This is a genomic window from Klebsiella sp. GW_Kp181, assembly GCF_040062315.1.
Classification (GTDB): Bacteria; Pseudomonadota; Gammaproteobacteria; order Enterobacterales; family Enterobacteriaceae; genus Klebsiella; species Klebsiella oxytoca.
Genome location: NZ_JBEAFR010000083.1, coordinates 158,694 through 182,826, shown reverse-complemented (window position 1 = coordinate 182,826; position 24,133 = coordinate 158,694). Strand labels below are relative to the sequence as shown.

Below are 24,133 nucleotides of genomic sequence, written 5' to 3'. Positions count from 1 at the left end.
CGCACTCTGTTTTTCTTTTCCCTGAGGTTGATTGTGCAGTTAACGAGTTTCACTGATTACGGACTACGCGCGCTGATTTATATGGCGTCGCTGCCGGATGGAAGAATGACCAGTATCTCCGAAGTGACGGAGGTTTACGGCGTTTCCCGTAATCATATGGTTAAGATAATCAATCAGCTGAGCCGCGTGGGTTATGTGACGGCGGTTCGGGGAAAGAACGGCGGAATTCGTCTGGGGAAACCGGCAAATATGATTCGCGTGGGTGATGTGGTTCGCGATCTGGAGCCGCTCTCTTTAGTCAACTGCAGCAGTGAATTTTGCCATATTACGCCCGCCTGTCGTCTGAAACAGGCGCTTGCTGAAGCCGCGCAAAGTTTTCTCAAGGAACTGGATAACTACACGCTGGCCGATTTGGTTGAAAAGAATCAACCGCTTTATAAATTATTACTGGTGGAGTGACGTAAACTTCACTGGAGATGACAACGGAGGAACCGACATGTCACAAGATCCTTTCCTGGACCGCGAATCTGAAAAATACGCTAATCCAATCCCGAGCCGGGAATTTATCCTCGATCATTTAGCAAAACGTGAAAAACCGGCCAGCCGAGATGAGCTGGCAATTGAGCTGAATATTGAAGGCGAAGAACAACAAGAAGCATTGCGCCGCAGACTGCGCGCAATGGAACGCGATGGTCAACTGGTCTTTACGCGTCGTCAGTGCTATGCGCTGCCGGAACGTCTCGATCTGCTAAAGGGGACCGTTATTGGCCACCGCGACGGTTATGGCTTCCTGCGCGTTGAAGGCCGTAAAGATGACCTTTATTTGTCGTCCGAGCAGATGAAAACCTGCATTCACGGCGATCAGGTACTGGCGCAGCCGTTAGGCGCCGATCGTAAAGGCCGCCGGGAAGCGCGTATCGTCCGCGTGCTGGTGCCCAAAACCAGCCAGATTGTGGGCCGCTACTTTACCGAAGCAGGCGTAGGCTTCGTTGTGCCTGATGACAGCCGCTTGAGCTTCGATATCCTGATTCCTCCCGAAGAGATCATGGGCGCGAGGATGGGCTTTGTAGTGGTGGTTGAGCTGACCCAGCGTCCAACCCGGCGCACCAAAGCGGTCGGCAAAATTGTTGAGGTTCTCGGCGACAACATGGGTACCGGCATGGCGGTCGATATGGCCCTGCGCACCCATGAAATCCCCTACGTCTGGCCGCCAGCAGTAGAAAAACAGGTTGCTGGCCTGAAAGAGCAGGTACCGGAAGAAGCGAAAGCCGGTCGCGTGGATTTGCGTAATTTGCCGCTGGTTACTATTGATGGCGAAGATGCCCGTGACTTTGATGATGCCGTGTACTGCGAGAAGAAACGCGGCGGCGGCTGGCGTCTGTGGGTGGCGATTGCCGATGTGAGCTACTACGTGCGTCCTGGTACGCCGCTGGATGGCGAGGCGCGGAGTCGCGGCACCTCGGTCTACTTCCCGTCGCAGGTCGTTCCCATGCTGCCTGAAGTACTCTCTAACGGCCTGTGCTCACTGAATCCTCAGGTCGACAGACTCTGTATGGTTTGTGAAATGACGATTTCGGCTAAGGGTCGTCTCACCGGCTTCAAATTCTACGAAGCGGTGATGAGCTCTCATGCCCGTCTGACCTATACCAAAGTCTGGCATATGCTGCAGGGCGATCGGGATCTGCGTGAGCAGTACGCGCCTTTGGTCAAGCACATTGAAGAGCTACACAACCTCTACAAAGTGCTGGACGGCGCGCGTGAAGAGCGTGGCGGTATCTCATTTGAGAGTGAAGAAGCTAAATTCATCTTTAATGCTGAACGTCGTATTGAACGTATTGAGCAGACTCAGCGTAACGACGCGCACAAGCTGATTGAAGAGTGCATGATCCTGGCGAACATTTCCGCGGCGCGCTTCGTTGAGAAGGCCGAGGAGCCGGCGCTGTTCCGTATCCATGACAAACCAAGCACCGAAGCGATTACCGCATTCCGTTCGGTTCTTGCAGAGCTGGGGCTTGAGCTGCCTGGCGGCAACAAGCCGGAGCCGCGCGACTATGCGCAATTACTGGAGTCTATCGCCGACCGTCCTGACGCTGAGATGCTGCAAACTATGCTGCTGCGCTCGATGAAACAGGCAGTATACGATCCGGAAAACCGCGGCCACTTTGGTCTGGCGCTGCAATCTTACGCTCACTTTACTTCGCCGATTCGCCGCTATCCTGACCTGTCGCTGCATCGCGCGATCAAGTATTTACTGGCGAAAGAGCAAGGGCATAAAGGTAATAGCACTGAGACCGGCGGCTGGCACTACAGCATGGATGAGATGCTGCAACTGGGGGCGCACTGTTCGATGACCGAGCGCCGTGCTGATGAAGCGACGCGCGATGTCTCGGACTGGTTGAAGTGTGATTTCATGTTGGATCAGGTCGGTAACGTCTTTAAGGGCGTGATTGCCAGCGTGACCGGCTTTGGTTTCTTCGTACGTCTTAATGAACTATTTATCGATGGTCTGGTGCACGTCTCTTCCCTTGATAACGATTACTACCGTTTCGACCAGGTAGGACAGCGTCTGATCGGTGAATCCGGCGGTCAAACCTATCGTCTGGGCGATCGCGTTGAAGTACGCGTTGAAGCGGTGAATATGGATGAGCGTAAAATTGATTTCTCGCTTATCTCCAGCGAGCGCGCCCCGCGCAACGTCGGTAAGACCGAGCGTGAAAAGGCGAAGAAAGGGGCGGCAGGTAAAGCTTCCGGACGTCGCCGCCAGGCTGGTAAGCAGGTAAACTTCGAGCCGGATAGCGCATTCCGTAAACCGAAAGGTCAATCCCAGCCGAAGGCCGCTCAGCCAAAAGGCGAGAAGAAAGCGAAGAAGCCGTCGGCGAAAACCCAAAAGATAGCTGCTGCGACCAAAGCCAGGCGCGCGGCGAAAAAGAAAATAGCTGAGTAATGAGATTTCCTTTACCCTGGCTTCTTGCGTTATTCCGCAGTGGTCGGGGTGAAGGGAACTGATAACAGAACCTAAAACGAGTAGATAAATGAGTGAAATGATTTACGGCATCCACGCGGTGCAGGCACTGCTGGAGCGCGCACCTGAGCGTTTTCAGGAAGTCTTTATTCTGAAAGGCCGTGAGGATAAGCGCCTTATGCCGCTGATCCATGCTCTGGAAGCACAGGGCGTAGTGATTCAGGTCGCCAGCCGCCAGTTTCTCGATGAGAAAAGCGAAGGCGCCGTTCATCAGGGAATTATTGCCCGCGTGAAGCCCGGACGTCAGTATCAGGAGAACGATCTGCCGGATCTGATCGCTTCTCTCGATCAGCCATTCTTTTTGATCCTCGACGGCGTGACCGATCCGCACAACCTCGGCGCCTGTTTGCGTAGCGCTGATGCCGCAGGCGTACATGCGGTGATTGTGCCCAAAGATCGCTCCGCGCAGCTGAATGCCACGGCGAAAAAAGTCGCCTGCGGCGCGGCGGAGAACGTTCCGCTCATTCGCGTCACCAACCTGGCACGCACCATGCGTCTGCTGCAGGAAGAGAACGTCTGGATCGTCGGTACCGCGGGTGAAGCCGACCATACGCTGTTCCAGAGCAAGATGACCGGTTCGCTGGCGCTGGTGATGGGCGCGGAAGGTGAAGGCATGCGACGCCTGACCCGCGAGCACTGCGACGAATTGATCAGCATTCCGATGGCCGGCAGCGTCTCGTCGCTGAACGTATCGGTCGCCACCGGGATTTGCCTGTTTGAAGCGGTGCGTCAGCGCAGCTAATCTCTTTTTCCTGTATAAGCCATTCTCCGGGATGGCTTATCTTCGTCTTGCCTGTTCATCTTCTCGTTCCGTCTGACGGGCGATTTCCAGACCTCTTTCCACATAGTTCAATAGCTGGCTTAAGGATAACGCCTCTCCTGGTTCATCTCCCGTTTGCTCGATGAATTTAAGCTGCGCGCCCCGATTTTTTAATATCTTGATGAGATTGAGAAAATTTCCAACGGGATTCTGCTCTTCAAGGATATCGTCGCAAATTTTGCTTTCATCAAATGAGGTAACGTATCCCGAAGCGTTCAGGTTCTGCTTGATGGCGTTAATCGCCAGATGGGGTAGATGCCGACGGATAAGCGGAATATAGGTCAGTGCGTTTTCCCGATCTTCAATAATTAAATGAATCATGAAATTCCCTTTCAGATTGTGAGAGAACTTTATAACAGAGTTCTCTGACGGAAAGTGCGCCGTTGTCCATACTTATCGGCAGAGCCATTGAAGGAGGGAAACATCATGCACTGGCAAACTCATACCGTATTTAATCAACCCGCGCCGCTGTGTAACAGCAACTTATTCCTGTCCGATACCGCCCTGCGTGAAGCCGTTGTCCGCGAAGGCGCGGGCTGGGATGGCGATCTGCTGGCGAGTATTGGCCAACAGCTGGGGACGGCAGAATCGCTGGAGCTGGGGCGTCTGGCTAACGGTAATCCGCCGGAACTATTGCGCTATGATGCGACGGGATCGCGGCTTGACGATGTTCGTTTCCATCCCGCCTGGCATCTGCTGATGCAAGGATTATGCGCTAACCGGGTGCATAACCTTGCCTGGCAGGATGACGCTCGCGAAGGCGCCTTCGTTGCCCGCGCTGCCCGCTTTATGCTGCATGCGCAGGTCGAGGCGGGAACCCTGTGCCCCGTCACGATGACCTTTGCCGCTATTCCATTGCTGCAGCGCTCCTTACCCGGGGCTTTTAGCGACTGGCTATCGCCGCTCCTAAGCGATCGCTACGATCCGCATCTGGCGCCGGGTAACCAGAAGCGAGGGCTGCTTATCGGAATGGGGATGACGGAAAAGCAGGGGGGATCCGATGTCCTGAGCAACACGACGCGTGCGGAAAAAACCGCCGAAGGCTTTTATCATCTTATCGGTCATAAATGGTTTTTCTCGGTACCGCAGAGCGATGCTCATCTGGTGCTGGCGCAGGCGCCGGCGGGACTCTCTTGCTTTTTTGTCCCGCGCCTGCTGCCGGACGGTCAGCGTAACGGCGTACGCCTGGAAAGGCTGAAAGATAAATTAGGTAACCGCGCGAACGCCAGTGGCGAGGTTGAGTTTTACAATGCTTGCGGCTGGCCGATCGGGGAAGAGGGCGATGGCATCCGTCAGATTCTTAAGATGGGGGGCCTGACCCGCTTTGACTGCGCGCTGGGCAGCCATGCGCTGATGCGCCGGGCTTATTCAGTCGCCCTGTATCATGCTCTGCAGCGCCAGGCATTTGGCAAAAATCTGGTCGATCAACCGATGATGCGTCAGGTTCTGGGGCAAATGGCGCTGCGGCTGGAAGGGCAAACCGCCTTTCTGTTCCGCCTGGCGCGTGCCTGGGACAGACGCGGTGATGCGCAGGAAGCGCTGTGGGCAAGGCTTTTCACGCCCGCGGCAAAATTTGCGGTCTGCAAATCCGGGAGCGCCTTCGTCGCTGAAGCGATGGAGGTGCTGGGGGGATCGGGCTATTGCGAAGAGAGTGAACTACCGCGTTTGTACCGCGAAATGCCGGTAAACAGTATCTGGGAAGGTTCCGCAAATATTATGTGCCTGGACGTGATGCGTGTACTGATGAAGCAGCCGGCGGCGCTTGAACTACTGGCGGCGGAGTGCGCGGAAGTGAAAGGGCAAAACCGTCATTTCGATCGCGCATGGCGGCAGTTGCAGCAATGGCTACGGCGACCTGTGGAAGCGCAGGGGCGGGAAATTACCCGGCTGGTCTATAGGCTGGGCGCTGGCGCGCAGGTATTACGCGTTGCTTCACCGCCGTTGGCGGAAGCCTGGTGCCGTATGATGCTCGACACGCGCGGCGGCATGCGTCTGGACGAGCAGACGCTGGACGACTTGCTGCTACGGGCAATGGGGCGTGGACGTCAGGCGCCTCAGGCATAGAGAATGGCCTGTACCCGCCAGTTATTCGGCTGCTGCTCTTCGTACATCTGGACGATGCGATACCAGGACGCGCCCTGCTCATCGGCCTGCAAGGCGATAGCATGTTCAACGTCCTGCTGGCTGCCGGAAATATTGTTAACGCAAATCAGGCCAATTTCGTTCAGGCCAGTCACGCAGTCAGCGCTGGCAAACTCCGCTGACTGCGCGGAGGTATTGGCCGTGACGGTGGTCAACATCAGGCTGGGTAGGGAAAAATTTCGTTTCATCGTCAGCTCCATTTCACATAGTCCTGAGGGCAGTCCGTTGCTAACGTTCTGCCAGGTTACAGCTGGCCGAACGTTATTATGCACAGGAGAACGTGAATGGGCGCAAAGCAGTGTAAAGCTGGCTTAAAGATTGACCGCTATTTACGGTACAAAATCGCCTGCGAATACCACTGGCCGGGAACCATGGTGTCATCAATCATAATGATGACGTAGTAATCCGCCTTAGCTGCTTCAGCTTTGACTCTTAGCGCAGCCTCGACATCCATCGGCGAGCCGTACCTTAAGACGCTCACCGTGCCCATCTTCTGCAAGCCCATCGTCTGATTACGTTGGATCTCTTGCGGATGGTCGGTTGCTGGCGGCGGCGCTTCTGGCGTCCCTTGTAGCGCACTACAGCCGCTTAAAGCGATAGCCAATAGCCAGGGTATAAACCTACGCATAGCCATATCTCGTTTCCTGATAGTCATAGTGTAGTGGTAGCCTGAATCTCATTTCTGGGGAATGTTCCCAAATTGTTATCCGGTACGCGATTTTCGAATGAAAATATCGTGAAAGCGTAATCTGGTTCTCAAGATTATGAATCATGTGCGAACAAGAGACTCGAGTAATAACATAGCACCACACCACTATAGAGAAAGGAGACGGTAAATGATTGCACTAGAAATGCGTAACCTTGCGGGTGGGGAAGTTCTCCATGCGTGCCCGCACGGCGCTGCGGATTCACCGCTGCCTTGCATCGTCTTTTATCATGGATTTACCTCTTCTAAGCTAGTCTACAGCTACTTTGCCGTTGCTCTGGCAGAGGCCGGGTTTCGGGTCATTATGCCCGATGCGGCCGAACACGGTGCGCGCTATCAGGGAGATGAACAAGGGCGGATGCAGCGCTTCTGGCCGATCCTGATGCAAAATTTTGCTGAATTTCCGGCATTACAGGAGGCGATTCGTACGCAGGGATGGCTTGCTGACGACAGGCTGGCGGTTGCAGGAGCATCGATGGGCGGAATGACGGCGCTGGGGATAATGACCCATCATCCAGAGCTGAAAAGCGTTGCCTGCCTGATGGGGTCTGGCTATTTCAGTACGCTCTCGCAGAGGCTTTTCCCTTCGCCTTCATTTGATGCAGCGCAGCTGGCGGATTGGGACGTCAGCCAGCAGCTGGCGACGCTTGGCAGTCGGCCGCTGCTGCTCTGGCACGGCGATGAAGATGATGTGGTGCCTCCGGAAGAGACTTTCCGTCTGCAGCAGGCGCTGCGGCAACATGAGATGACCGATAAGTTAACCTGCCTCTGGCAGAAGGGCGTCCGTCACCGCATTACGCCAGAGGCGTTAGCGGCGACGGTGGCATTTTTTCAACGCCATCTTTAAACGCGAATCACCTGAACACCCTGATCCTCAAGCTGCTTGAGGATCGCTTCATCCGCCTGTTTTCCGGTAATCACCAGGTCGATTTGCCCGGCCTGGCTAAACAGCATTCCGGCGCGTTCGCCAACTTTACTGCTGTCGACCAGTACCGCGAGTTTACCGACGACGTTAAGCATTTTTTGCTCCGCCATCGCTGTCAGCATATCGGTTTTATATAGCCCTTCGGCGGTGAGACCTTTGCCGCTGGTAAACATCCAGTGCCCGGCGTACAGGCTGTTTTCGCTGCCCTGCGGGCTCAGGGTGATGGAGTGGCTGCGGTTATACTGTCCGCCCATAATGATGACGCTGTCGTGTTCCTGATCGATCAGGTAATTGGCCAGCGGCAAATAGTTCGTGATGATCTGTACCGGTTTTCCGCACAGCTCTTGCCCAAGCAGGAAGGCGGTAGAGCCGCAGTTGATAACAATACTTTCGCCGGGGTTGACCAGTTGCGAAGCCGCACGTGCAATCCGCACTTTCTCGTCGTGGTTTTGCGCCTGGTGAATATTCATTGGTGACCAGCGCGGGCGCTGCTCGCTGATGGCTTCCGCGCCGTTGCGGACTTTTTTTAGTTTGCCGCTGTCGTCGAGCTTATTGATATCGCGCCGTGCCGTCGCCGGAGAAATTCCCAGTCGGGAAATCACCTGCTCCACGGTGACAAATCCCGTCTGTGCCAGCAAATCCAGTAAAATTTGATGTCTTTGCGCTTCCGTCATGAGCAAATCCGATTAAAAGTGATAAGCAAAGATGATATTTGAAATCAGGTGAAAATACTAATGCTGACGGGGATAATTTCCGGCGGGGGCTCCCGCCGGAGATGCCTTAGAGGAAGGACTTAAAGGGGAGGTCCGGTTCCATGGTGAAGCAATCGTCGAATCCGCGAGGATAGTGGTATTCAAAGTTGTCTTTATCCAGCGGCCAGGTGAACTTCCCGCCGACCTGCCAGATAAATGGCTTAAAGCCATACTTCAGGCGGTCTTTTTTCATTTCCCACAGAACGCGGATCTCCTGCGGATCGGCCTGGAAATTTGACCAGATATCGTGATGGAAAGGGATCACCACTTTGGTATTCAGCGACTCGGCCATGCGCAGGATATCGGCGCTGGTCATTTTGTCGGTAATGCCGCGCGGGTTCTCGCCATAGGAGCCCAGAGCCACGTCGATTTGGTGCTCATTCCCGTGCTTCGCGTAGTAGTTAGAGTAGTGAGAATCGCCGCTGTGGTACAGGTTGCCGCCCGGCGTTTTAAACAAGTAGTTCACCGCGCGCTGATCCATCCCATCCGGCAGCACGCCCGCGGCTTTTTGTTCCGCGGGTAAGGTGATCAGGGCGGTACGGTCAAAGGCGTCGAGCGCGTGGATTTCAATATCTTTGATTTTAACCACATCACCCGGTTTCATCACTATGCAGCGTTCTTTCGGAACGCCCCAGCCCATCCACAGATCGACGCAGGTTTGCGGGCCGATAAACGGTACGTCTTCGGCGCAGTTCTGCATGACCGCGGCGGCCACGTTCACATCAATATGATCGTTATGATCGTGGGTAGACAGCACGGCGTCGATCTGGCGAATGGCGAACGGATCGAGGACAAACGGAGTGGTCCGCAGGTTTGGCTGGAGCTTCTTCACGCCCGCCATGCGCTGCATCTGGTGGCCCGTTTTCATCAGCGGGTTGCCGTGGCTTTGCTTGCCGGTGCCGCACCAGAAGTCGACGCAGATATTGGCTCCGCCTTCGGATTTTAGCCAGATGCCCGTACAACCCAACCACCACATGGCAAAGGTGCCCGGCGCCACCTGCTCTTGCTCAATCTCTTCGTTCAGCCAGCTGCCCCATTCCGGAAAAGTGTTCAGGATCCATGATTCGCGGGTGATGGTTTGCACTTTACTCATTTATTTTCCCCTCACATATTATCAAAAGTAATCACATTGTGATTTGTTTTGAAGAATACTGGCATCGTTTGTTCAGGATTGCAATCCTGAATTTTGCCTGTTCTGGAGGCAATTCTAAGGGGTAAACGGAGGTTAAGACAGATTTTATGATATATGTGAAATTATATTTTATTGATTTTAATGCGTTATTTTTTATTTTATGAAAATGAGAATTAATACGATGGCGGATTGTGTGATTATTTGCGGCGTGCGTCACATTTAATCAAATATAATCTTGTTGTGATTATTTTTGATTATTAGAGTGATCCCAACAACAAACCCTGAGCGTAGCGTGCGTTCAGAGCGTCCACCTTCTGGAGTGTGTTATGGAGATTCTCTACCACATCTTTACCGTGTTCTTTAACCAGGTAATGACTAACGCCCCGCTACTGCTGGGGATTGTGACCTGCCTGGGCTATATCCTGCTGCGTAAAAGCGCCAGCGTTATTGTTAAAGGGACGATTAAAACTATTATCGGTTTTATGCTGTTGCAGGCCGGCTCCGGCATTCTGACCAGCACTTTTAAGCCGGTAGTGGCAAAAATGTCTGAGGTTTATGGCATTAACGGAGCTATCTCCGATACCTACGCATCAATGATGGCCACGATCGAACGCATGGGAGACGCCTACAGCTGGGTGGGCTATGCCGTGCTGTTAGCTCTGGCGTTGAATATTTGTTACGTCCTGCTGCGGCGTATTACCGGTATTCGCACCATCATGCTGACCGGGCACATCATGTTCCAGCAGGCTGGGCTGATTGCCGTCTCTTTTTACATCTTCGGCTACCCAATGTGGACGACCATCATCTGTACGGCGGTGCTGGTATCGCTCTATTGGGGCATTACCTCGAACATGATGTACAAGCCGACCCAGGAAGTGACCGACGGCTGCGGCTTCTCCATCGGTCACCAGCAGCAGTTCGCTTCATGGATTGCTTACAAGGTCGCCCCGTATCTGGGCAAAAAAGAGGAGAGCGTTGAGGATCTTAAGCTGCCGGGCTGGCTGAACATCTTTCACGACAACATCGTCTCCACGGCCATTGTGATGACCATTTTCTTCGGCGCGATCCTGCTCTCCTTCGGCATCGATACCGTACAGGCGATGGCGGGCAATACCCACTGGACGGTCTATATCCTGCAAACGGGCTTCTCGTTCGCCGTCGCTATTTTCATTATCACCCAGGGCGTACGCATGTTCGTCGCCGAGCTCTCCGAGGCGTTTAACGGCATTTCACAGCGCCTGATTCCCGGGGCCGTACTGGCCATTGACTGTGCGGCGATCTATAGCTTTGCGCCAAACGCCGTCGTCTGGGGCTTTATGTGGGGCACCATCGGCCAGCTGATCGCCGTCGGTATTCTGGTGGGCGTCGGCTCTTCCATTCTGATTATTCCGGGCTTTATCCCGATGTTCTTCTCGAACGCCACCATCGGCGTCTTTGCTAACCACTTTGGCGGCTGGCGCGCGGCGCTCAAGATTTGCCTGGTGATGGGAATGATTGAAATCTTTGGCTGCGTCTGGGCGGTGAAGCTGACCGGCATGAGCGCCTGGATGGGCATGGCGGACTGGTCAATTCTGGCGCCGCCGATGATGCAGGGCTTCGCCTCCATCGGTATCGCGTTTATGGCCATCATCATCATTATTGCACTGGCTTATATGTTCTTCGCAGGGCGCACGCTGCGTGCTGAAGAGGACGCGGAAAAACAACTGGCAGATGCTTCTGCTCAATAAGGAGTTTTGACTATGACCGTACGTATTCTGGCTGTATGTGGCAACGGGCAAGGAAGTTCCATGATCATGAAGATGAAGGTGGACCAGTTTTTGACCCAGTCAAATATCGATCACACGGTGAACAGCTGCGCGGTGGGGGAATATAAAAGCGAACTAAACGGCGCGGACATTATCATCGCCTCCACCCATATCGCCGGTGAGATTAGCGTCTCCGGCAATAAATACGTGGTTGGCGTACGCAACATGCTCTCGCCAGCGGATTTTGGCCCAAAACTGCTGGAAGTGATCAAAGCGCACTTTCCGCAGGATGTGAAGTAAGGACGCCAAATGAAATTACGTGATTCGCTGGTGGAGAATAACTCCATCCTTTTACAGGCTGATGCCAGCACCTGGCAGGAAGCCGTCAAGCTGAGCGTTGATTTGCTGGTGAAAGCCGATGTGGTAGAGCCGCGCTACTACCAGGCCATTCTGGATGGCGTAGCTCAGCACGGCCCTTATTTTGTGATAGCTCCCGGCCTGGCGATGCCGCACGGTCGCCCGGAAGAGGGGGTCAAGAAAACTGGCTTTGCGCTGGTCACGCTGAAAACGCCGCTGGTTTTCAATCATGAGGATAACGACCCGGTCGACATCCTGATCACCATGGCGGCCGTGGATGCCAATACCCATCAGGAAGTGGGCATTATGCAGATCGTCAATCTGTTTGAAGACGAAGCCAATTTTGACCGTTTACGCGCCTGCCGCACCGCGCAGCAAGTGCTGGATTTAATTGATAACGCCACGGCGGCGGCCGTTTAAAAGGAAGAGAAAATGTCATTACCTATGTTGCAGGTTGCGCTCGATAACCAATCCATGTCTTCCGCGTATGAAACGACGCGCCTGATAGCCGATGAAGTGGACATTATTGAAGTCGGTACCATCCTTTGCGTGGCTGAAGGCGTTCGCGCCGTTCGCGACCTGAAGGCGCTCTATCCCAACAAAATCGTGCTGGCGGACGCTAAAATCGCCGATGCCGGTAAAATCCTCTCCCGCATGTGCTTTGAAGCCAACGCCGACTGGGTAACCGTGATCTGCTGTGCGGACATCAACACCACCAAAGGCGCGCTGGACGTGGCGAAAGAGTTCAACGGCGACGTTCAGATTGAACTGACCGGCTACTGGACCTGGGAGCAGGCGCAGGAGTGGCGCGAAGCGGGTATCCAGCAGGTAGTCTATCACCGTAGCCGCGACGCCCAGGCGGCCGGGGTGGCATGGGGCGAGGCGGATATTAACGCTATCAAACGCCTGTCCGATATGGGCTTTAAAGTCACCGTCACCGGCGGCCTGGCGCTGGAGGATTTGCCGCTGTTCCAGGGAATTCCGATCCACGTCTTTATCGCCGGGCGCAGCATTCGCGACGCCGCTTCGCCGGTGGAAGCCACCCGGCAGTTCAAACGTTCTATCGCCCAACTGTGGGGCTAAGGAGCGGCTATGCTGTCGAAACATATTCCGCTCGGCATCTATGAAAAAGCGCTCCCCGCCGGGGAGTGCTGGCTGGAACGCCTGCAGCTGGCTAAGGCGCTCGGTTTTGATTTCGTCGAAATGTCGGTCGATGAAACTGACGCCCGCCTGGCCCGACTCGACTGGAGCCGGGAGCAGCGCTTCGCGCTGGTTAACGCGATTGCCGAAACCGGGGTGCGCGTGCCCTCAATGTGCCTGAGCGCCCATCGGCGCTTCCCGCTCGGTAGCGAAGACGACGCGGTTCGGGCGCAGGGCCTGGAGATTATGCGCAAAGCGATTCAACTGGCTCAGGATGTCGGCATTCGCGTTATTCAACTGGCGGGCTACGATGTTTACTACCAGGAAGCCAACAACGAGACGCGCCGCCGCTTCCGTGACGGGCTGAAAGAGAGCGTCGAAATGGCAAGCCGCGCGCAGGTAACGCTGGCGATGGAAATCATGGACTATCCGCTGATGAACTCGATCAGCAAGGCGCTGGGCTATGCTCATTATCTGAATAATCCGTGGTTCCAGCTCTATCCGGACATCGGCAACCTTTCCGCCTGGGATAACGACGTGCAGATGGAGCTGCAGGCCGGGATGGGGCATATCGTGGCGGTGCATATAAAAGATACGAAACCCGGCGTATTTAAAAACGTGCCGTTCGGCGAAGGCGTCGTCGATTTTGAACGTTGTTTCGAAACGCTCAAGCAGACGGGCTACTGCGGCCCGTATCTAATTGAAATGTGGAGCGAAACGACCGACGATCCGGCCGCCGAGGTCGCGAAAGCACGCGATTGGGTGAAGGCGAGGATGGCCAGCGCCGGTCTGGTGGAGGCAGCATAATGCAAACACTAAAACGGCAGGTATTTGAAGCCAATATGGATTTACCGCGCTACGGCCTGGTCACTTTTACCTGGGGTAACGTCAGCGCTATCGACCGCGAACGCGGGCTGGTGGCGATTAAGCCCAGCGGCGTCGCCTACGAGGCCATGAAAGCGGACGATATGGTGGTCGTGGATCTGGAGGGGAGAGTGGTAGACGGGCGGTATCGTCCCTCTTCCGATACCGCCACGCATCTGGCGCTGTATCGCCGCTACCCGAGTCTGGGGGGCGTGGTACATACTCATTCGACGCACGCAACGGCCTGGGCGCAGGCGGGTCTGGCCATTCCCGCGCTGGGAACGACCCATGCGGACTACTTCTTTGGCGATATCCCCTGCACCCGGGCGTTGAGCCCCCGGGAAGTGGAAGAGGCTTATGAGCTGAATACCGGCCACGTGATTATCGAAACGCTGGGCGACGTTGAGCCGCTGCATACGCCGGGCGTCGTGGTCTATCAGCACGGGCCTTTTGCCTGGGGCAAAGATGCGCACGATGCGGTGCACAACGCGGTGGTGATGGAAGAAGTGGCGCGGATGGCGTGGATTGCTCGCGGGATCAACCCGCAGCTGAAGCCCATCGATAGCTGGCTGATGGACAAACACTTCATGCGTAAGCACGGGCCAAACGCCTACTACGGGCAAAAGTGAAATACGTGCTCCGGAGCATTTCATCTTTATGATGAATCAACCGGTCTGCTCCGGAGCCTTTTTTAACGTTGTTGATAAGCCGACGGCATACAGCGCATACCTATCAGCGTCACGACGCAAATTATCGCGCCAGCATAAAACGTCGAGGCGGCGCCCAACATTTCCCACAGCACGCCTGCACCGGCGCTGGCCAGCAGTAGCGCGATTCCGCTCATCAGGTTGAACATTCCGAACGCAGTGCCGCGCAGTTCAGGCGGGGCGGTATGCGCCACCATTGCCGCCAGTAGACCCTGCGTCATGCCCATATGAATACCCCACAGCGCGACGCCGGCTAAAAGCGTGCTCCAGTGGCTACTCAGCGCCAGCACGATATCTGCGGCAATCAGCACCAGCAGGCCCCACTGCAGCATTTTGCTGTGGCTCATCCTGTCCGATAATTTCCCGAAAGGATAGGCAGTCAGGCTGTAGACCAGGTTCATGGCGACCATTACTAGCGGTATGGCGAATAGCGGGATCGCCATTTGCTGGGCGCGTAGCACCAGAAAGGCTTCGCTGAAGCGGGCGAGGGTGAAAATCGAGCCAATAGCCACCACCCACCAGTAAGCGGCGGAAAGCTTCTTGAGATTCTCGCGGCGCAGGGGATTGGTACGTTTCTGGACGACCGATGTGTTGGGTTCTTTTAACCCAAAGCCCAACAGAGCGATTGAGAGGACGGCGGGAATCGCCGCGACCCAGAAAATCGACTGGAAATCGTTATCCCAGAGAAACATCAGCGCGACGGCAAGTAGCGGGCCCAGAAACGCGCCGATGGTGTCCAGCGCCTGGCGCAGCCCGTAGGCGGCCCCGCGAATTTCCGGGGGAGTGACGTCGGCAACCAGCGCATCCCGCGGCGCACCGCGTATTCCTTTGCCGATGCGGTCGATCATTCGAGCGCTAAACACCATGCCGGAGGTAGGGGCGATAGCAAAAAGAGGCTTACTCAGCGCTCCCAGACCATAGCCGAGCAGCGCCAGCCCTTTACGTTTGCCGACATAATCGCTGATGACGCCGGAAAACACCTTCAGCATCAGCGCGGTGGCTTCCGCCACGCCTTCGATAATGCCGATAATAATCACGCTGGCTCCCAACGTGGTGGCCATAAATAATGGGAGCAGGCTGTGGATCATTTCTGAGGAAACATCCATCAGCAAGCTAACGCCGCCCAGCACCCAAACCCCTTTTGGGATACGGCTGAGCGTGGCAAAACGCGGAACCATGAATCACTCCAGAGAATCATGCAGTTAAAGAGAGATTAAATCAGGTTACGCGCAGGCTGATAAGTCACGAGGAAAAATAATTCTCAATTGCATTAAGCAACGCTCTCTTCCGCGACGCGGCGGACGCCTTACTCAGTCAGGAAACGCCAGTCAAACATCAGGTTCTGTGTTTTGTGTCGAATTGAGCAACGTCGGCGGGCCGGGCAGGAGCATCGCTGACTTCCCCTGTTATTGGAAGAAGTCAGCGCTCCGGAGGCGTTAGCGGTAAATGACGGCGCTGGCGTGAATTTGCCCATCGCTTCCCGGTTCATGAATAAGGATTGGCTGGAAGTATTTCGCTCCCTGAACATCGCTCTGCTGGCTAAGCGCCTGGTCAGCTTCCTGCTCGGTGGCGATGTTATGGTTGATATAGATAACGCCGAGGCTCTGCACATCATCCATATTGCGGGCCTGGCGGGCATCGATTTTAATAGCAGCCAGCGCGTTGGCGCATAACAAAAGCGCTGCCATCATGGTTATGAGGATGTATTTCATCATCTACGCTCCTTATGACAGTCCTGACGTTCACCCGCTTCCCTGGGGTATGGATTGCTTCTGATCTAATTGTAATCGCTGCCTCTCTGGCGCATCGCGACCATTTCTGATGCAGTTGTTCAAAAAATTGTCGCTTCCGCTGTTGATTAATTTTAAATCACGGGCTTAGGGCCACTTTACGCTTAGTGCGAATTATTTGCACAATTCACTTGTCTTAAACCCCGCTCGCCCGTATTATGACGCGTCAATTTTTCAGCCGCCCTTTAACACGTTCCTTGCCTCCATGGGCCGCGGCTGACCCAGACAGGAGGCTGAATAATCCGTAAGGAGCAATTCGATGCGTCATTACGAAATCGTTTTTATGGTCCATCCTGACCAGAGCGAACAGGTTCCGGGCATGATCGAACGTTACACTGGTGCAATCACTGCAGCAGAAGGTACGATCCACCGTCTGGAAGACTGGGGCCGCCGTCAGCTGGCTTATCCGATCAACAAACTGCACAAAGCTCACTACGTTCTGCTGAACGTTGAAGCGCCGCAGGAAGCGATCGATGAGCTGGAAACTAACTTCCGCTTCAACGACGCCGTTATCCGCAGCATGGTAATGCGTACTAAGCACGCTGTTACCGAAGCATCTCCGATGGTTAAAGCGAAAGACGAGCGCCGTGAGCGTCGCGAAGATTTCGCTAACGAAACCGCAGATGATTCTGAAGCTGGGGATTCTGAAGAGTAATCCTGATGACCAATCGTCTGGAGCTGTCCGGCATTGTTTGCAGGACTCCACTTCGTAAGGTCAGCCCGTCAGGAATTCCACACTGCCAGTTCGTGCTTGAGCATCGTTCAGTGCAGGAGGAAGCCGGTTTTCACCGGCAGGCGTGGTGCCAGATGCCCGTGATAATCAGCGGACACCAGAACCAGGCCATTACTCACAGTATAACGGTCGGTAGCGCAGTAATCGTTCGAGGGTTCATCTCTTGCCACAAGGCAAAGAACGGCTTGAGCAAAATGGTTCTGCATGCCGAGCAGATTGAATTGATAGATTCTGGAGACTAGCCATATGGCACGTTATTTCCGTCGTCGCAAGTTCTGCCGTTTCACCGCGGAAGGCGTTCAAGAGATCGACTATAAAGATATCGCTACGCTGAAAAACTACATCACCGAAAGCGGTAAGATTGTCCCGAGCCGTATCACCGGTACCCGTGCAAAATATCAGCGTCAGCTGGCACGCGCTATCAAACGCGCTCGCTACCTGTCCCTGCTGCCGTACACTGATCGTCATCAGTAATCGGTCACGGTCCATTAATACGACTTTGAGAGGATAAGGTAATGCAAGTTATTCTGCTTGATAAAGTAGCAAACCTGGGTAGCCTGGGTGATCAGGTTAACGTTAAAGCGGGCTATGCTCGTAACTTCCTGGTACCACAGGGTAAAGCTGTTCCTGCTACCAAGAAAAACGTTGAATTCTTCGAAGCACGCCGTGCTGAACTGGAAGCCAAACTGGCAGAAGTTCTGAGCGCTGCTAACGCACGTGCTGAAGCAATCAACGCACTGGGCACCGTTACCATCGCGTCTAAATCTGGCGACGAAGGTAAACTGTTCGGTTCCATCGGTACTCGCGACATCGCTGACGCTGTAACTGCAGCTGGCGTTGCCGTTGCTAAGAGCGAAGTTCGTCTGCCGAACGGCGTTCTGCGCACCACCGGTGAGCACGAAGTGGACTTCCAGGTTCACAGCGAAGTCTTCGCTAAACTGGTTGTTAACGTTGTAGCTGAGTAATTTATTACTCAACTCACGTCGAGACGCCGGCCCTGTGCCGGCGTTTTGCTTTTCTGTATTTGCCTAATCTTTTCCTGGTATGGTGGCTATTCTTAGCAACTTTCTGGATAATAAAATAAAACACTATTTTATTTCTGGTAAAGTGAATGGACGCACCCTCAATATTTTCCCGCAAGAATGTGGCTTATGCCTGCGCAACCCTCTGCTGCCTGCTGTGGGGAAGCTCCTATCCGGCGATTAAAAGCGGCTATGAACTGTTTCAGATTGCCACTGATGATGTGCCGTCAAAAATCGTTTTTGCTGGCTATCGCTTCCTGTTTGCCGGAACCCTGCTGCTGCTCTTCGCGCTGGTGCAACGTAAGCCGATTGCTCGCTTAAATCCGCGTCAGTGCGGGCAGCTGGCGATACTGGGCGTTACGCAAACGTCTATCCAGTACGTTTTCTTCTACGTGGGCCTGGCGTTTACCACCGGCGTGAAGGGCTCGATTATGAACGCTACCGGAACCTTCTTCAGCGTCCTGTTGGCGCACTTCATCTATCAGAATGACAAGCTGAGCTATAACAAGGCCATCGGCTGCATTCTCGGTTTTGCCGGCGTCATGCTGGTGAACTTTAATCATTCATTGAGCGATTTTAGCTTTGCCTGGCAAGGTGATGGTTTTGTGGTGCTGGCGGCTTTTATTCTGTCGGCGGCGACGCTATATGGTAAACGCATTTCACAAACGGTTGACCCAACGGTGATGACCGGCTGGCAGCTGGCGTTTGGCGGTCTGGTGCTGGTTGGCGGCGGTTACCTGACCGGCGGAACCCTCGAGGTTCACAGCTCCGCAGCGGTGCTGGTTCTGGCTTATTTGACGCTGCTCTCTTCCATCGCTTTTGCTTTGTGGAGCGTGCTGCTGAAGCATAATCGCGTGAGCATGATCGCGCCGTTCAACTTTGTCATCCCGGTAGCCGGAACCGTGCTGTCGGCCATCTTCCTCGGCGAGAATATTTTTGAACCGAAATATGCGGTTGCGCTGGTGCTGGTGTGCGCCGGGATCTGGTGGGTAAATAAGCCGGGGGCAACATCCGGAAAATCTTCACAGCAGGCCGGGTAAGCTACCCGGCCGGAACGCTTAACGGACGCGAATAAAGCTACCGTTCGACTGGCGGGTAAACAGCACCTGCTGCCCGCCGCCGGTATCGATAGTCAGCCCGGTGACCACGCCGCTGGCATTCTGGCGGATCTGTACCGTCTGCCCGGTTTGCAGCGAGCTTAGCGGCTTACCGGCACCTTCAACCTGGGCCATGGCGTAAACGTCGGTCGGCGGCAGGTTGTGGTCGCGGAACAGCTGCGCGAGGGTTTTGCCGGATTCAATGCGGTAGGTCCGCCACTGCTGCTCAATGCCGGGAGTCGACTGCGGCTCCTGATAAGGCTGGGAAGCGGTCTGCTGCTGCGGCTGATCCGGCTGCTCATCCTGAATGGGCTCCGGCGCGACCGGCGCCACCTGATCGGCATCGTTGACCGGCGGCGTGTTGGTGATGGGCGGCAGTGGGACGGCCTGATTACCTGAAGACTGCGGCTGCGACTGAGATTGCAGGTCGAGATTCGCCTCGCGGCTGGCCTGAACTGAACTGCCGTTATCCTCTGAAGGGAGCAGAACGCCGATAACCACCAGCAGCGCTCCGGCAATAATACCGCGGCGATGCATCGGCGGTAGCGGATCCATGAGGCGAAAATGATCCGGGGCATGCCAGATCTTCTCCAGGGTAGATTTCAGTTCAAAGCGCCCGGGCATGGCTTTCCTCCTGCTCCGCATATTTTTATCCTGCTGTCTCTAGAGTATAGATGGCTAACTTTCTGAAGGACGAGACAAAGATATGTTTCGTGAGGTTAACCTTATCTCTCTATTGTTTCTGTTTCCGTCAGATTTGTCATCATCCTGCCGACAAAGTTTTACCCGTCGTGCTGTGGCTGATATGCTGCCCACCTCTTTATACCCGTCATACTTCAGGTTGCAGATGCGTTGGCTGCAGCTCGAATTATTTAGGGTATATGTTCCGGCTTTTCTGCTTATGCTGCGTGAAGCCGTGGAATATGAAATTCTCACCCAAAAAAGGAACAAAGATGGCAACCCCTACTTTTGACACGATTGAAGCACAGGCAAGTTACGGTATCGGCTTGCAGGTTGGACAACAGCTGAGCGAATCTGGCCTGCAGGGGCTGCTGCCGGAAGCGCTGGTCGCGGGTATTGCTGACGCGCTGGAAGGTAAACAGCCGCAGGTGCCGGTGGAAGCCGTTCACCGCGCGCTGCGTGAAATTCATGAACGCGCTGACGCCGTGCGTCGCGAACGTTTCCAGGAAATGGCCGCGGATGGCGAGAAATACCTGGAAGAAAACCGCGAGCGCGAAGGCGTGAACAGCACCGAATCTGGCCTGCAGTTCCGCGTACTGACCCAGGGTGAAGGCCCGATCCCGGCGCGTACTGACCGCGTTCGCGTTCACTACACCGGCAAACTGATCGATGGCACCGTCTTCGATAGCTCCGTTGCGCGCGGCGAACCGGCTGAGTTCCCGGTGACCGGCGTGATCGGCGGCTGGATTGAAGCGCTGACCCTGATGCCGGTAGGCTCTAAATGGGAACTGACGATTCCGCACAACCTGGCCTACGGCGAGCGCGGCGCGGGCGCATCCATTCCTCCGTTCAGTACCCTGATTTTTGAAGTTGAACTGCTGGACATTATTTAAACAGCAGGTGCTTCCTCTTCCGTATGGGGGAGGGAGCCGCTTTAAATAGTGTAAAACCCTTAAGTTGAGCATTTGCTGGAGCTTTATATTGCATATCTGCTGAATGGGTGTATTTTTGTGAGCTGTTTCGCGTAACCGGAGTGATATAACACTCACTTTAAACATAAAATTAACATTATCTCTAAATCATAGTATTCATCCCTCCGATTCTTACCTAATATCGATAAACCCTCGTTCCGGGGTTAATACGAATGAAGGGCCAATAGAGCCCGAACAACACAGACAGGTACAACAGGAAAAATCACATGGTAGATCAGGTAAAAGTCGTTGCCGACGAACAGGCGCCGACTGAACAGTCGCTGCGGCGAAATCTCACTAACCGGCATATTCAGCTTATCGCTATCGGTGGTGCGATAGGCACCGGGCTGTTTATGGGGTCAGGCAAAACCATCAGCCTTGCCGGGCCGTCAATTATTTTTGTTTATATGATCATCGGCTTCATGCTGTTTTTCGTCATGCGCGCCATGGGTGAATTACTGCTGTCGAATCTCGAATACAAGTCATTCAGCGATTTTGCCGCCGACCTGCTGGGCCCCTGGGCAGGTTATTTCACCGGCTGGACCTACTGGTTCTGCTGGGTGGTGACCGGGATGGCGGACGTGGTGGCGATCACCGCCTACGCGCAGTTCTGGTTCCCGGGACTCTCCGACTGGGTCGCCTCGCTGGCGGTCATCCTGCTGCTGCTGGGTCTTAACCTCGCCACCGTGAAGATGTTCGGCGAGATGGAATTCTGGTTTGCGATGATCAAAATCGTCGCTATCGTGGCGCTGATCGTGGTCGGCCTGGTGATGGTGCTGATGCACTTCCAGTCACCGACCGGCGTGGAAGCCTCTTTCGCCCATCTGTGGAATGACGGCGGCTGGTTCCCGAAAGGCATCAGCGGATTCTTTGCCGGCTTCCAGATCGCCGTCTTCGCCTTCGTGGGCATCGAACTGGTGGGAACCACGGCGGCGGAAACGAAAGATCCTGAGAAATCCCTGCCGCGGGCGATTAACTCGATTCCCATTCGTATCATTATGTTCTACGTCTTTGCGCTGATCGTCATTATGTCGGTGACTCCGTGGAGCTCAGTCGTGCCGTCAAAGAGCCCGTTCGTTGAGCTGTTTGTGCTGGTCGGGCTGCCGGCGGCGGCGAGCCTGATCAACTTCGTGGTGCTGACCTCGGCGGCTTCTTCCGCTAACAGCGGCGTATTCTCTACCAGCCGTATGCTGTTTGGTCTGGCGCAGGACGGGCAGGCGCCGAAAATGTTCGCCAAGCTGTCGAAACGCGCGGTACCGGCGAAAGGCCTGACCTTCTCCTGCATGTGTCTGCTGGGCGGCGTGGTCATGCTGATGGTCAATCCAAGCGTCATTGCGGCGTTTACCATGATTACCACGGTGTCGGCGATCCTGTTTATGTTCGTCTGGACGATTATCCTGTGCTCGTATCTGGCCTATCGCAGGAAACGTCCGCAGCTGCATGAGCAGTCCAAATATAAGATGCCGCTGGGCAAACTGATGTGCTGGGTGTGCATGGCATTCTTCGTCTTTGTGCTGGTGCTGCTGACGCTGGAAGCCGATACCCGCGAAGCGCTGATGGTGACCCCGCTGTGGTTTGTACTGCTCGGCGCGGGCTGGCTGTTTGCCGGCAAGAAGCGTCTGGCGAAATAAAAAATCTTCGGGAGAGATGTTTAACGTTGCTTGCAACGGCCCGAAGGGGGGGCAGGACGCCCGTCATAAAAAAGGCCACCCGGGGTGGCCAATAAGACTGACAATGTCGAGGGCGCCTGCGGGCGCCTTTTTTATTACTTGCTATTTACCTGCGAGGGCACGCGGGAACAGCACGTTATTTTCAAGGCTGATGTGCTCCATCAGGTCATCAATCAGCTCGTTGATACCGTTGTACATCGCTTTCCAGGTGGTGCAGGCTTCCGCCGGCGGCGTCACGTTCTGCGTGATGTGCTTAATCACCTCCAGCAGCTCGCCCGCTTCATCATGCTCGCTTTCCATCACGCTGATAGGACCGCCGGCCTGCGTTCCCATGCCCTGTTTGATCATCGGGAACAGAATCTGCTCCTCTTTCATCATATGGCTGGAAAGCTCCTGGTGCAGCATGGTCAGATACTTGGTTAAGCCTTTCGGAACGTTGGGCTTGTCGGCGTGAACGCGCTCGACTTTAGTGGCCTGTAAAATCAGCTCCGGCAGCTGCTCGCGATGCCTGTCGTGATAGCGAACGATAATGTGATCGATAATTTCCGCATAGGGCGCAACCCGCCAGTCGCGCTCTACCGGCTCTTCCGCCAGTTTTGCCAGCTCGGCTTCAATCACCGCGACATCCAGCTCTTTGCGAGATGCCGCGCGATCCAGCGTCTGTTTGCCGCCGCAGCAGTAGTCCATATCGTACTTACGGAACAGCGCGGAGGCGCGCGGAATCGTCAGCGCCAGCTCGCCTAAAGGTTGGTCACGGAAAGCCATAGCAGTTACCTCGTCATCAAGAATATAAGTTGTATTTTAAATGCATCTTATGTTCCAGGGAATACCCCTTTAGGGTACCAGGCTATTTTTTCTCGCTGACCAGTTTCTGCAGCACGGGTTTTTCCGGACGAGCACGCACGGCAGACACCACGCCGATCACCAGCAGCAGAATACCGCTTAGGGTCAGAAGCGGGGGCAGGCTCTGGCGCAGAATAAAGGTATACAGCAGTCCGGCAAGGGTTTCGAAGACGATCAGCGGCCCGAGGATCACCGTTGGCAGACGCTGGCTGGCAACGTTCCAGCACCACGCCCCAACCCATGAACAGAAGATAGCGATCGCCAGCATCAGGGTGACGAACACCGCCGGGCGCGGGCCGAAGGGGAGCGGGAAGTCCGGGTGCTGTCCATGCAGCCACCCGCAGGCGATAAGGTATCCGACCAGCGATACCGGCAGGGTCACCAGCGCCTGCGCGGTAGCCCACATCATCGGTGGTTTATCCGGGTTTTCCCGCAGCCAACGGGCGTTGCGCAGCGCGTACCAGGCCCAGCACACCACCGAGATCAACGCCAGCAAGATACCGGAGCCGTAGCGCCACGGGCTGAAATCGGGTAAGCCCTGATGCAGTTCAGCGATATTGACGCATGCCAGGCCGAAGGCAATACAGACCAGCGCCGGGAACAGTCGCCGCCACGGCAGCTTTCCATCGCGCTGGCTATAGAGCAGGTTGGCGAAAACCGGCAGCACGACCGGCAGAGTGCCGATAATCATGGTCGACACCGGCGCGCCGGTACGCTGAATCGCGCTGGCCAGGCAGACGTAATAGATTAAGTTGCCCATCAGGGTCAGTCCCAGCGCCGTCCACCAGTCTTTCCTGGCGAGCTGGCGCAGCCGTGCGCGGCCCAGCCAGGCCAGCGGCAGGGCGATCAGCCCCAGCGCCAGATAGCGCCCCATCGACTGTAAAACAGCCGGGTATTCCGGCACCAGTAAAGGGCCCACGAATATCAATCCCCACATCAGCCCTGCCAGCAGGGCGTACAGCACACCACTAATCATCATGCTTTCCATTACTCTTTTTGTTGGCGACAGTGTAG

Annotated in this window: 28 protein-coding genes; 18 read left to right on the top strand and 10 right to left on the bottom strand. The window is 55.1% G+C overall.

Going from position 1 to position 24,133, the window contains the following annotated elements:
• Positions 1-33 precede the first annotated feature (33 nt).
• The 3 genes from nsrR (at position 34) to rlmB (ending at position 3,764) form a co-directional block, all read left to right on the top strand.
• Positions 34-459 (top strand): nitric oxide-sensing transcriptional repressor NsrR, encoded by a 426-nt coding sequence (nsrR, locus tag ABLV11_RS24170; RefSeq protein WP_004097980.1) that lies wholly within the window; start codon positions 34-36, stop codon positions 457-459.
• A gap of 37 nt (positions 460-496) precedes the next feature.
• Entirely contained in the window at positions 497-2,944 is a 2,448-nt protein-coding gene (gene rnr, locus ABLV11_RS24165) for a ribonuclease R (RefSeq protein WP_016809365.1), read from the top strand.
• A gap of 88 nt (positions 2,945-3,032) precedes the next feature.
• Complete coding sequence (gene rlmB, locus ABLV11_RS24160; RefSeq protein WP_004109129.1) at positions 3,033-3,764, top strand: 23S rRNA (guanosine(2251)-2'-O)-methyltransferase RlmB; 732 nt, start codon at positions 3,033-3,035, stop codon at positions 3,762-3,764.
• A gap of 36 nt (positions 3,765-3,800) precedes the next feature.
• On the opposite strand, the gene ABLV11_RS24155 is transcribed toward rlmB, so the two are convergent.
• Positions 3,801-4,163, bottom strand: coding sequence for a hypothetical protein (locus ABLV11_RS24155; protein ID WP_004109127.1), 363 nt, complete (start codon positions 4,161-4,163; stop codon positions 3,801-3,803).
• Between the two features lie 105 nt (positions 4,164-4,268).
• Between ABLV11_RS24155 and ABLV11_RS24150 the strand changes: the two genes are divergently transcribed.
• Positions 4,269-5,906, top strand: a complete 1,638-nt coding sequence (locus tag ABLV11_RS24150) for an isovaleryl-CoA dehydrogenase (protein WP_126488230.1) — start codon at positions 4,269-4,271, stop codon at positions 5,904-5,906.
• Here ABLV11_RS24150 and yjfN read toward each other — a convergent pair.
• Positions 5,897-6,172: a DUF1471 family protease activator YjfN gene (gene yjfN / locus ABLV11_RS24145; RefSeq protein ID WP_172598497.1), complete on the bottom strand. Its 276-nt coding sequence runs from the start codon at positions 6,170-6,172 to the stop codon at positions 5,897-5,899. The genes ABLV11_RS24150 and yjfN overlap by 10 nt on opposite strands.
• Before the next feature lie 137 nt (positions 6,173-6,309).
• Positions 6,310-6,618, bottom strand: coding sequence for a biofilm peroxide resistance protein BsmA (bsmA, locus tag ABLV11_RS24140; protein ID WP_023320205.1), 309 nt, complete (start codon positions 6,616-6,618; stop codon positions 6,310-6,312).
• Positions 6,619-6,820: 202 nt separating this feature from the next.
• On the opposite strand from bsmA, the gene yjfP reads away from it, so the two are divergent.
• Positions 6,821-7,537 (top strand): esterase, encoded by a 717-nt coding sequence (gene yjfP, locus ABLV11_RS24135; RefSeq protein ID WP_049591369.1) that lies wholly within the window; start codon positions 6,821-6,823, stop codon positions 7,535-7,537.
• Here yjfP and ulaR read toward each other — a convergent pair.
• Positions 7,534-8,289: an HTH-type transcriptional regulator UlaR gene (gene ulaR, locus ABLV11_RS24130; protein ID WP_004109113.1), complete on the bottom strand. Its 756-nt coding sequence runs from the start codon at positions 8,287-8,289 to the stop codon at positions 7,534-7,536. The genes yjfP and ulaR overlap by 4 nt on opposite strands.
• A 106-nt stretch (positions 8,290-8,395) precedes the next feature.
• On the bottom strand, positions 8,396-9,460 hold the full coding sequence (gene ulaG / locus ABLV11_RS24125) for an L-ascorbate 6-phosphate lactonase (protein WP_017145082.1): 1,065 nt from the start codon (positions 9,458-9,460) through the stop codon (positions 8,396-8,398).
• Between the two features lie 365 nt (positions 9,461-9,825).
• Between ulaG and ulaA the strand changes: the two genes are divergently transcribed.
• The 6 genes from ulaA to ABLV11_RS24095 are packed head-to-tail and all read left to right on the top strand — an operon-like array spanning position 9,826 to position 14,234.
• The gene (ulaA, locus tag ABLV11_RS24120; protein ID WP_126488234.1) at positions 9,826-11,226 is read left to right on the top strand and encodes a PTS ascorbate transporter subunit IIC; all 1,401 of its coding nucleotides are present in this window, start codon (positions 9,826-9,828) and stop codon (positions 11,224-11,226) included.
• Positions 11,227-11,238: 12 nt separating this feature from the next.
• On the top strand, positions 11,239-11,544 hold the full coding sequence (ulaB, locus tag ABLV11_RS24115) for a PTS ascorbate transporter subunit IIB (RefSeq protein WP_004109091.1): 306 nt from the start codon (positions 11,239-11,241) through the stop codon (positions 11,542-11,544).
• Between the two features lie 9 nt (positions 11,545-11,553).
• Positions 11,554-12,021 carry a PTS ascorbate transporter subunit IIA gene (gene ulaC, locus ABLV11_RS24110; RefSeq protein ID WP_004109090.1) on the top strand — a complete coding sequence of 156 codons (468 nt, stop codon included), beginning with the start codon at positions 11,554-11,556 and terminating at the stop codon, positions 12,019-12,021.
• Positions 12,022-12,033: 12 nt separating this feature from the next.
• Positions 12,034-12,684, top strand: a complete 651-nt coding sequence (gene ulaD / locus ABLV11_RS24105; RefSeq protein WP_126488236.1) for a 3-keto-L-gulonate-6-phosphate decarboxylase UlaD — start codon at positions 12,034-12,036, stop codon at positions 12,682-12,684.
• Positions 12,685-12,693: 9 nt separating this feature from the next.
• Positions 12,694-13,548 (top strand): L-ribulose-5-phosphate 3-epimerase UlaE, encoded by an 855-nt coding sequence (ulaE, locus tag ABLV11_RS24100; RefSeq protein ID WP_016809363.1) that lies wholly within the window; start codon positions 12,694-12,696, stop codon positions 13,546-13,548.
• Complete coding sequence (locus tag ABLV11_RS24095) at positions 13,548-14,234, top strand: L-ribulose-5-phosphate 4-epimerase (protein WP_017145080.1); 687 nt, start codon at positions 13,548-13,550, stop codon at positions 14,232-14,234. The genes ulaE and ABLV11_RS24095 overlap by 1 nt, the downstream gene beginning before the upstream one ends.
• Positions 14,235-14,296: 62 nt before the next feature.
• Here the strand turns inward: ABLV11_RS24095 and ABLV11_RS24090 are convergent, their stop codons facing one another.
• Both ABLV11_RS24090 and ABLV11_RS24085 read right to left on the bottom strand, forming a co-directional pair.
• The gene (locus ABLV11_RS24090) at positions 14,297-15,490 is read right to left on the bottom strand and encodes an MFS transporter (protein ID WP_004117432.1); all 1,194 of its coding nucleotides are present in this window, start codon (positions 15,488-15,490) and stop codon (positions 14,297-14,299) included.
• 258 nt (positions 15,491-15,748) lie between these two features.
• A complete protein-coding gene (locus tag ABLV11_RS24085) occupies positions 15,749-16,024 on the bottom strand; it encodes a DUF1471 domain-containing protein (protein WP_004109070.1) in 276 nt (91 codons plus the stop codon).
• 337 nt (positions 16,025-16,361) lie between these two features.
• Here ABLV11_RS24085 and rpsF point away from each other — a divergent pair, with 337 nt between their 5' ends.
• The 5 genes from rpsF (at position 16,362) to ABLV11_RS24060 (ending at position 18,897) form a co-directional block, all read left to right on the top strand.
• Positions 16,362-16,757 (top strand): 30S ribosomal protein S6, encoded by a 396-nt coding sequence (gene rpsF / locus ABLV11_RS24080; RefSeq protein WP_004098001.1) that lies wholly within the window; start codon positions 16,362-16,364, stop codon positions 16,755-16,757.
• Between the two features lie 5 nt (positions 16,758-16,762).
• Positions 16,763-17,077, top strand: a complete 315-nt coding sequence (gene priB, locus ABLV11_RS24075; protein ID WP_004098002.1) for a primosomal replication protein N — start codon at positions 16,763-16,765, stop codon at positions 17,075-17,077.
• A gap of 4 nt (positions 17,078-17,081) precedes the next feature.
• Positions 17,082-17,309 (top strand): 30S ribosomal protein S18, encoded by a 228-nt coding sequence (rpsR, locus tag ABLV11_RS24070; protein WP_000135199.1) that lies wholly within the window; start codon positions 17,082-17,084, stop codon positions 17,307-17,309.
• 41 nt (positions 17,310-17,350) lie between these two features.
• Positions 17,351-17,800, top strand: coding sequence for a 50S ribosomal protein L9 (gene rplI / locus ABLV11_RS24065; protein WP_004109068.1), 450 nt, complete (start codon positions 17,351-17,353; stop codon positions 17,798-17,800).
• A 146-nt stretch (positions 17,801-17,946) separates the two neighbouring features.
• Positions 17,947-18,897 carry a DMT family transporter gene (locus ABLV11_RS24060; RefSeq protein WP_126488238.1) on the top strand — a complete coding sequence of 317 codons (951 nt, stop codon included), beginning with the start codon at positions 17,947-17,949 and terminating at the stop codon, positions 18,895-18,897.
• Between the two features lie 18 nt (positions 18,898-18,915).
• Here the strand turns inward: ABLV11_RS24060 and ABLV11_RS24055 are convergent, their stop codons facing one another.
• The gene (locus ABLV11_RS24055) at positions 18,916-19,578 is read right to left on the bottom strand and encodes a LysM-like peptidoglycan-binding domain-containing protein (protein WP_004117442.1); all 663 of its coding nucleotides are present in this window, start codon (positions 19,576-19,578) and stop codon (positions 18,916-18,918) included.
• A 329-nt stretch (positions 19,579-19,907) separates the two neighbouring features.
• Here ABLV11_RS24055 and fklB point away from each other — a divergent pair, with 329 nt between their 5' ends.
• On the top strand, positions 19,908-20,528 hold the full coding sequence (gene fklB, locus ABLV11_RS24050) for an FKBP-type peptidyl-prolyl cis-trans isomerase (protein ID WP_004109064.1): 621 nt from the start codon (positions 19,908-19,910) through the stop codon (positions 20,526-20,528).
• Between the two features lie 305 nt (positions 20,529-20,833).
• On the top strand, positions 20,834-22,237 hold the full coding sequence (gene cycA / locus ABLV11_RS24045) for a D-serine/D-alanine/glycine transporter (RefSeq protein ID WP_004109063.1): 1,404 nt from the start codon (positions 20,834-20,836) through the stop codon (positions 22,235-22,237).
• A gap of 141 nt (positions 22,238-22,378) precedes the next feature.
• On the opposite strand, the gene ytfE is transcribed toward cycA, so the two are convergent.
• Together ytfE and ABLV11_RS24035 are read right to left on the bottom strand one after the other, a co-directional pair.
• The gene (gene ytfE / locus ABLV11_RS24040) at positions 22,379-23,041 is read right to left on the bottom strand and encodes an iron-sulfur cluster repair protein YtfE (RefSeq protein WP_004109062.1); all 663 of its coding nucleotides are present in this window, start codon (positions 23,039-23,041) and stop codon (positions 22,379-22,381) included.
• 82 nt (positions 23,042-23,123) lie between these two features.
• Positions 23,124-24,095 (bottom strand): DMT family transporter, encoded by a 972-nt coding sequence (locus ABLV11_RS24035; RefSeq protein ID WP_070557043.1) that lies wholly within the window; start codon positions 24,093-24,095, stop codon positions 23,124-23,126.
• Between the last annotated feature and the right edge of the window lie 38 nt (positions 24,096-24,133).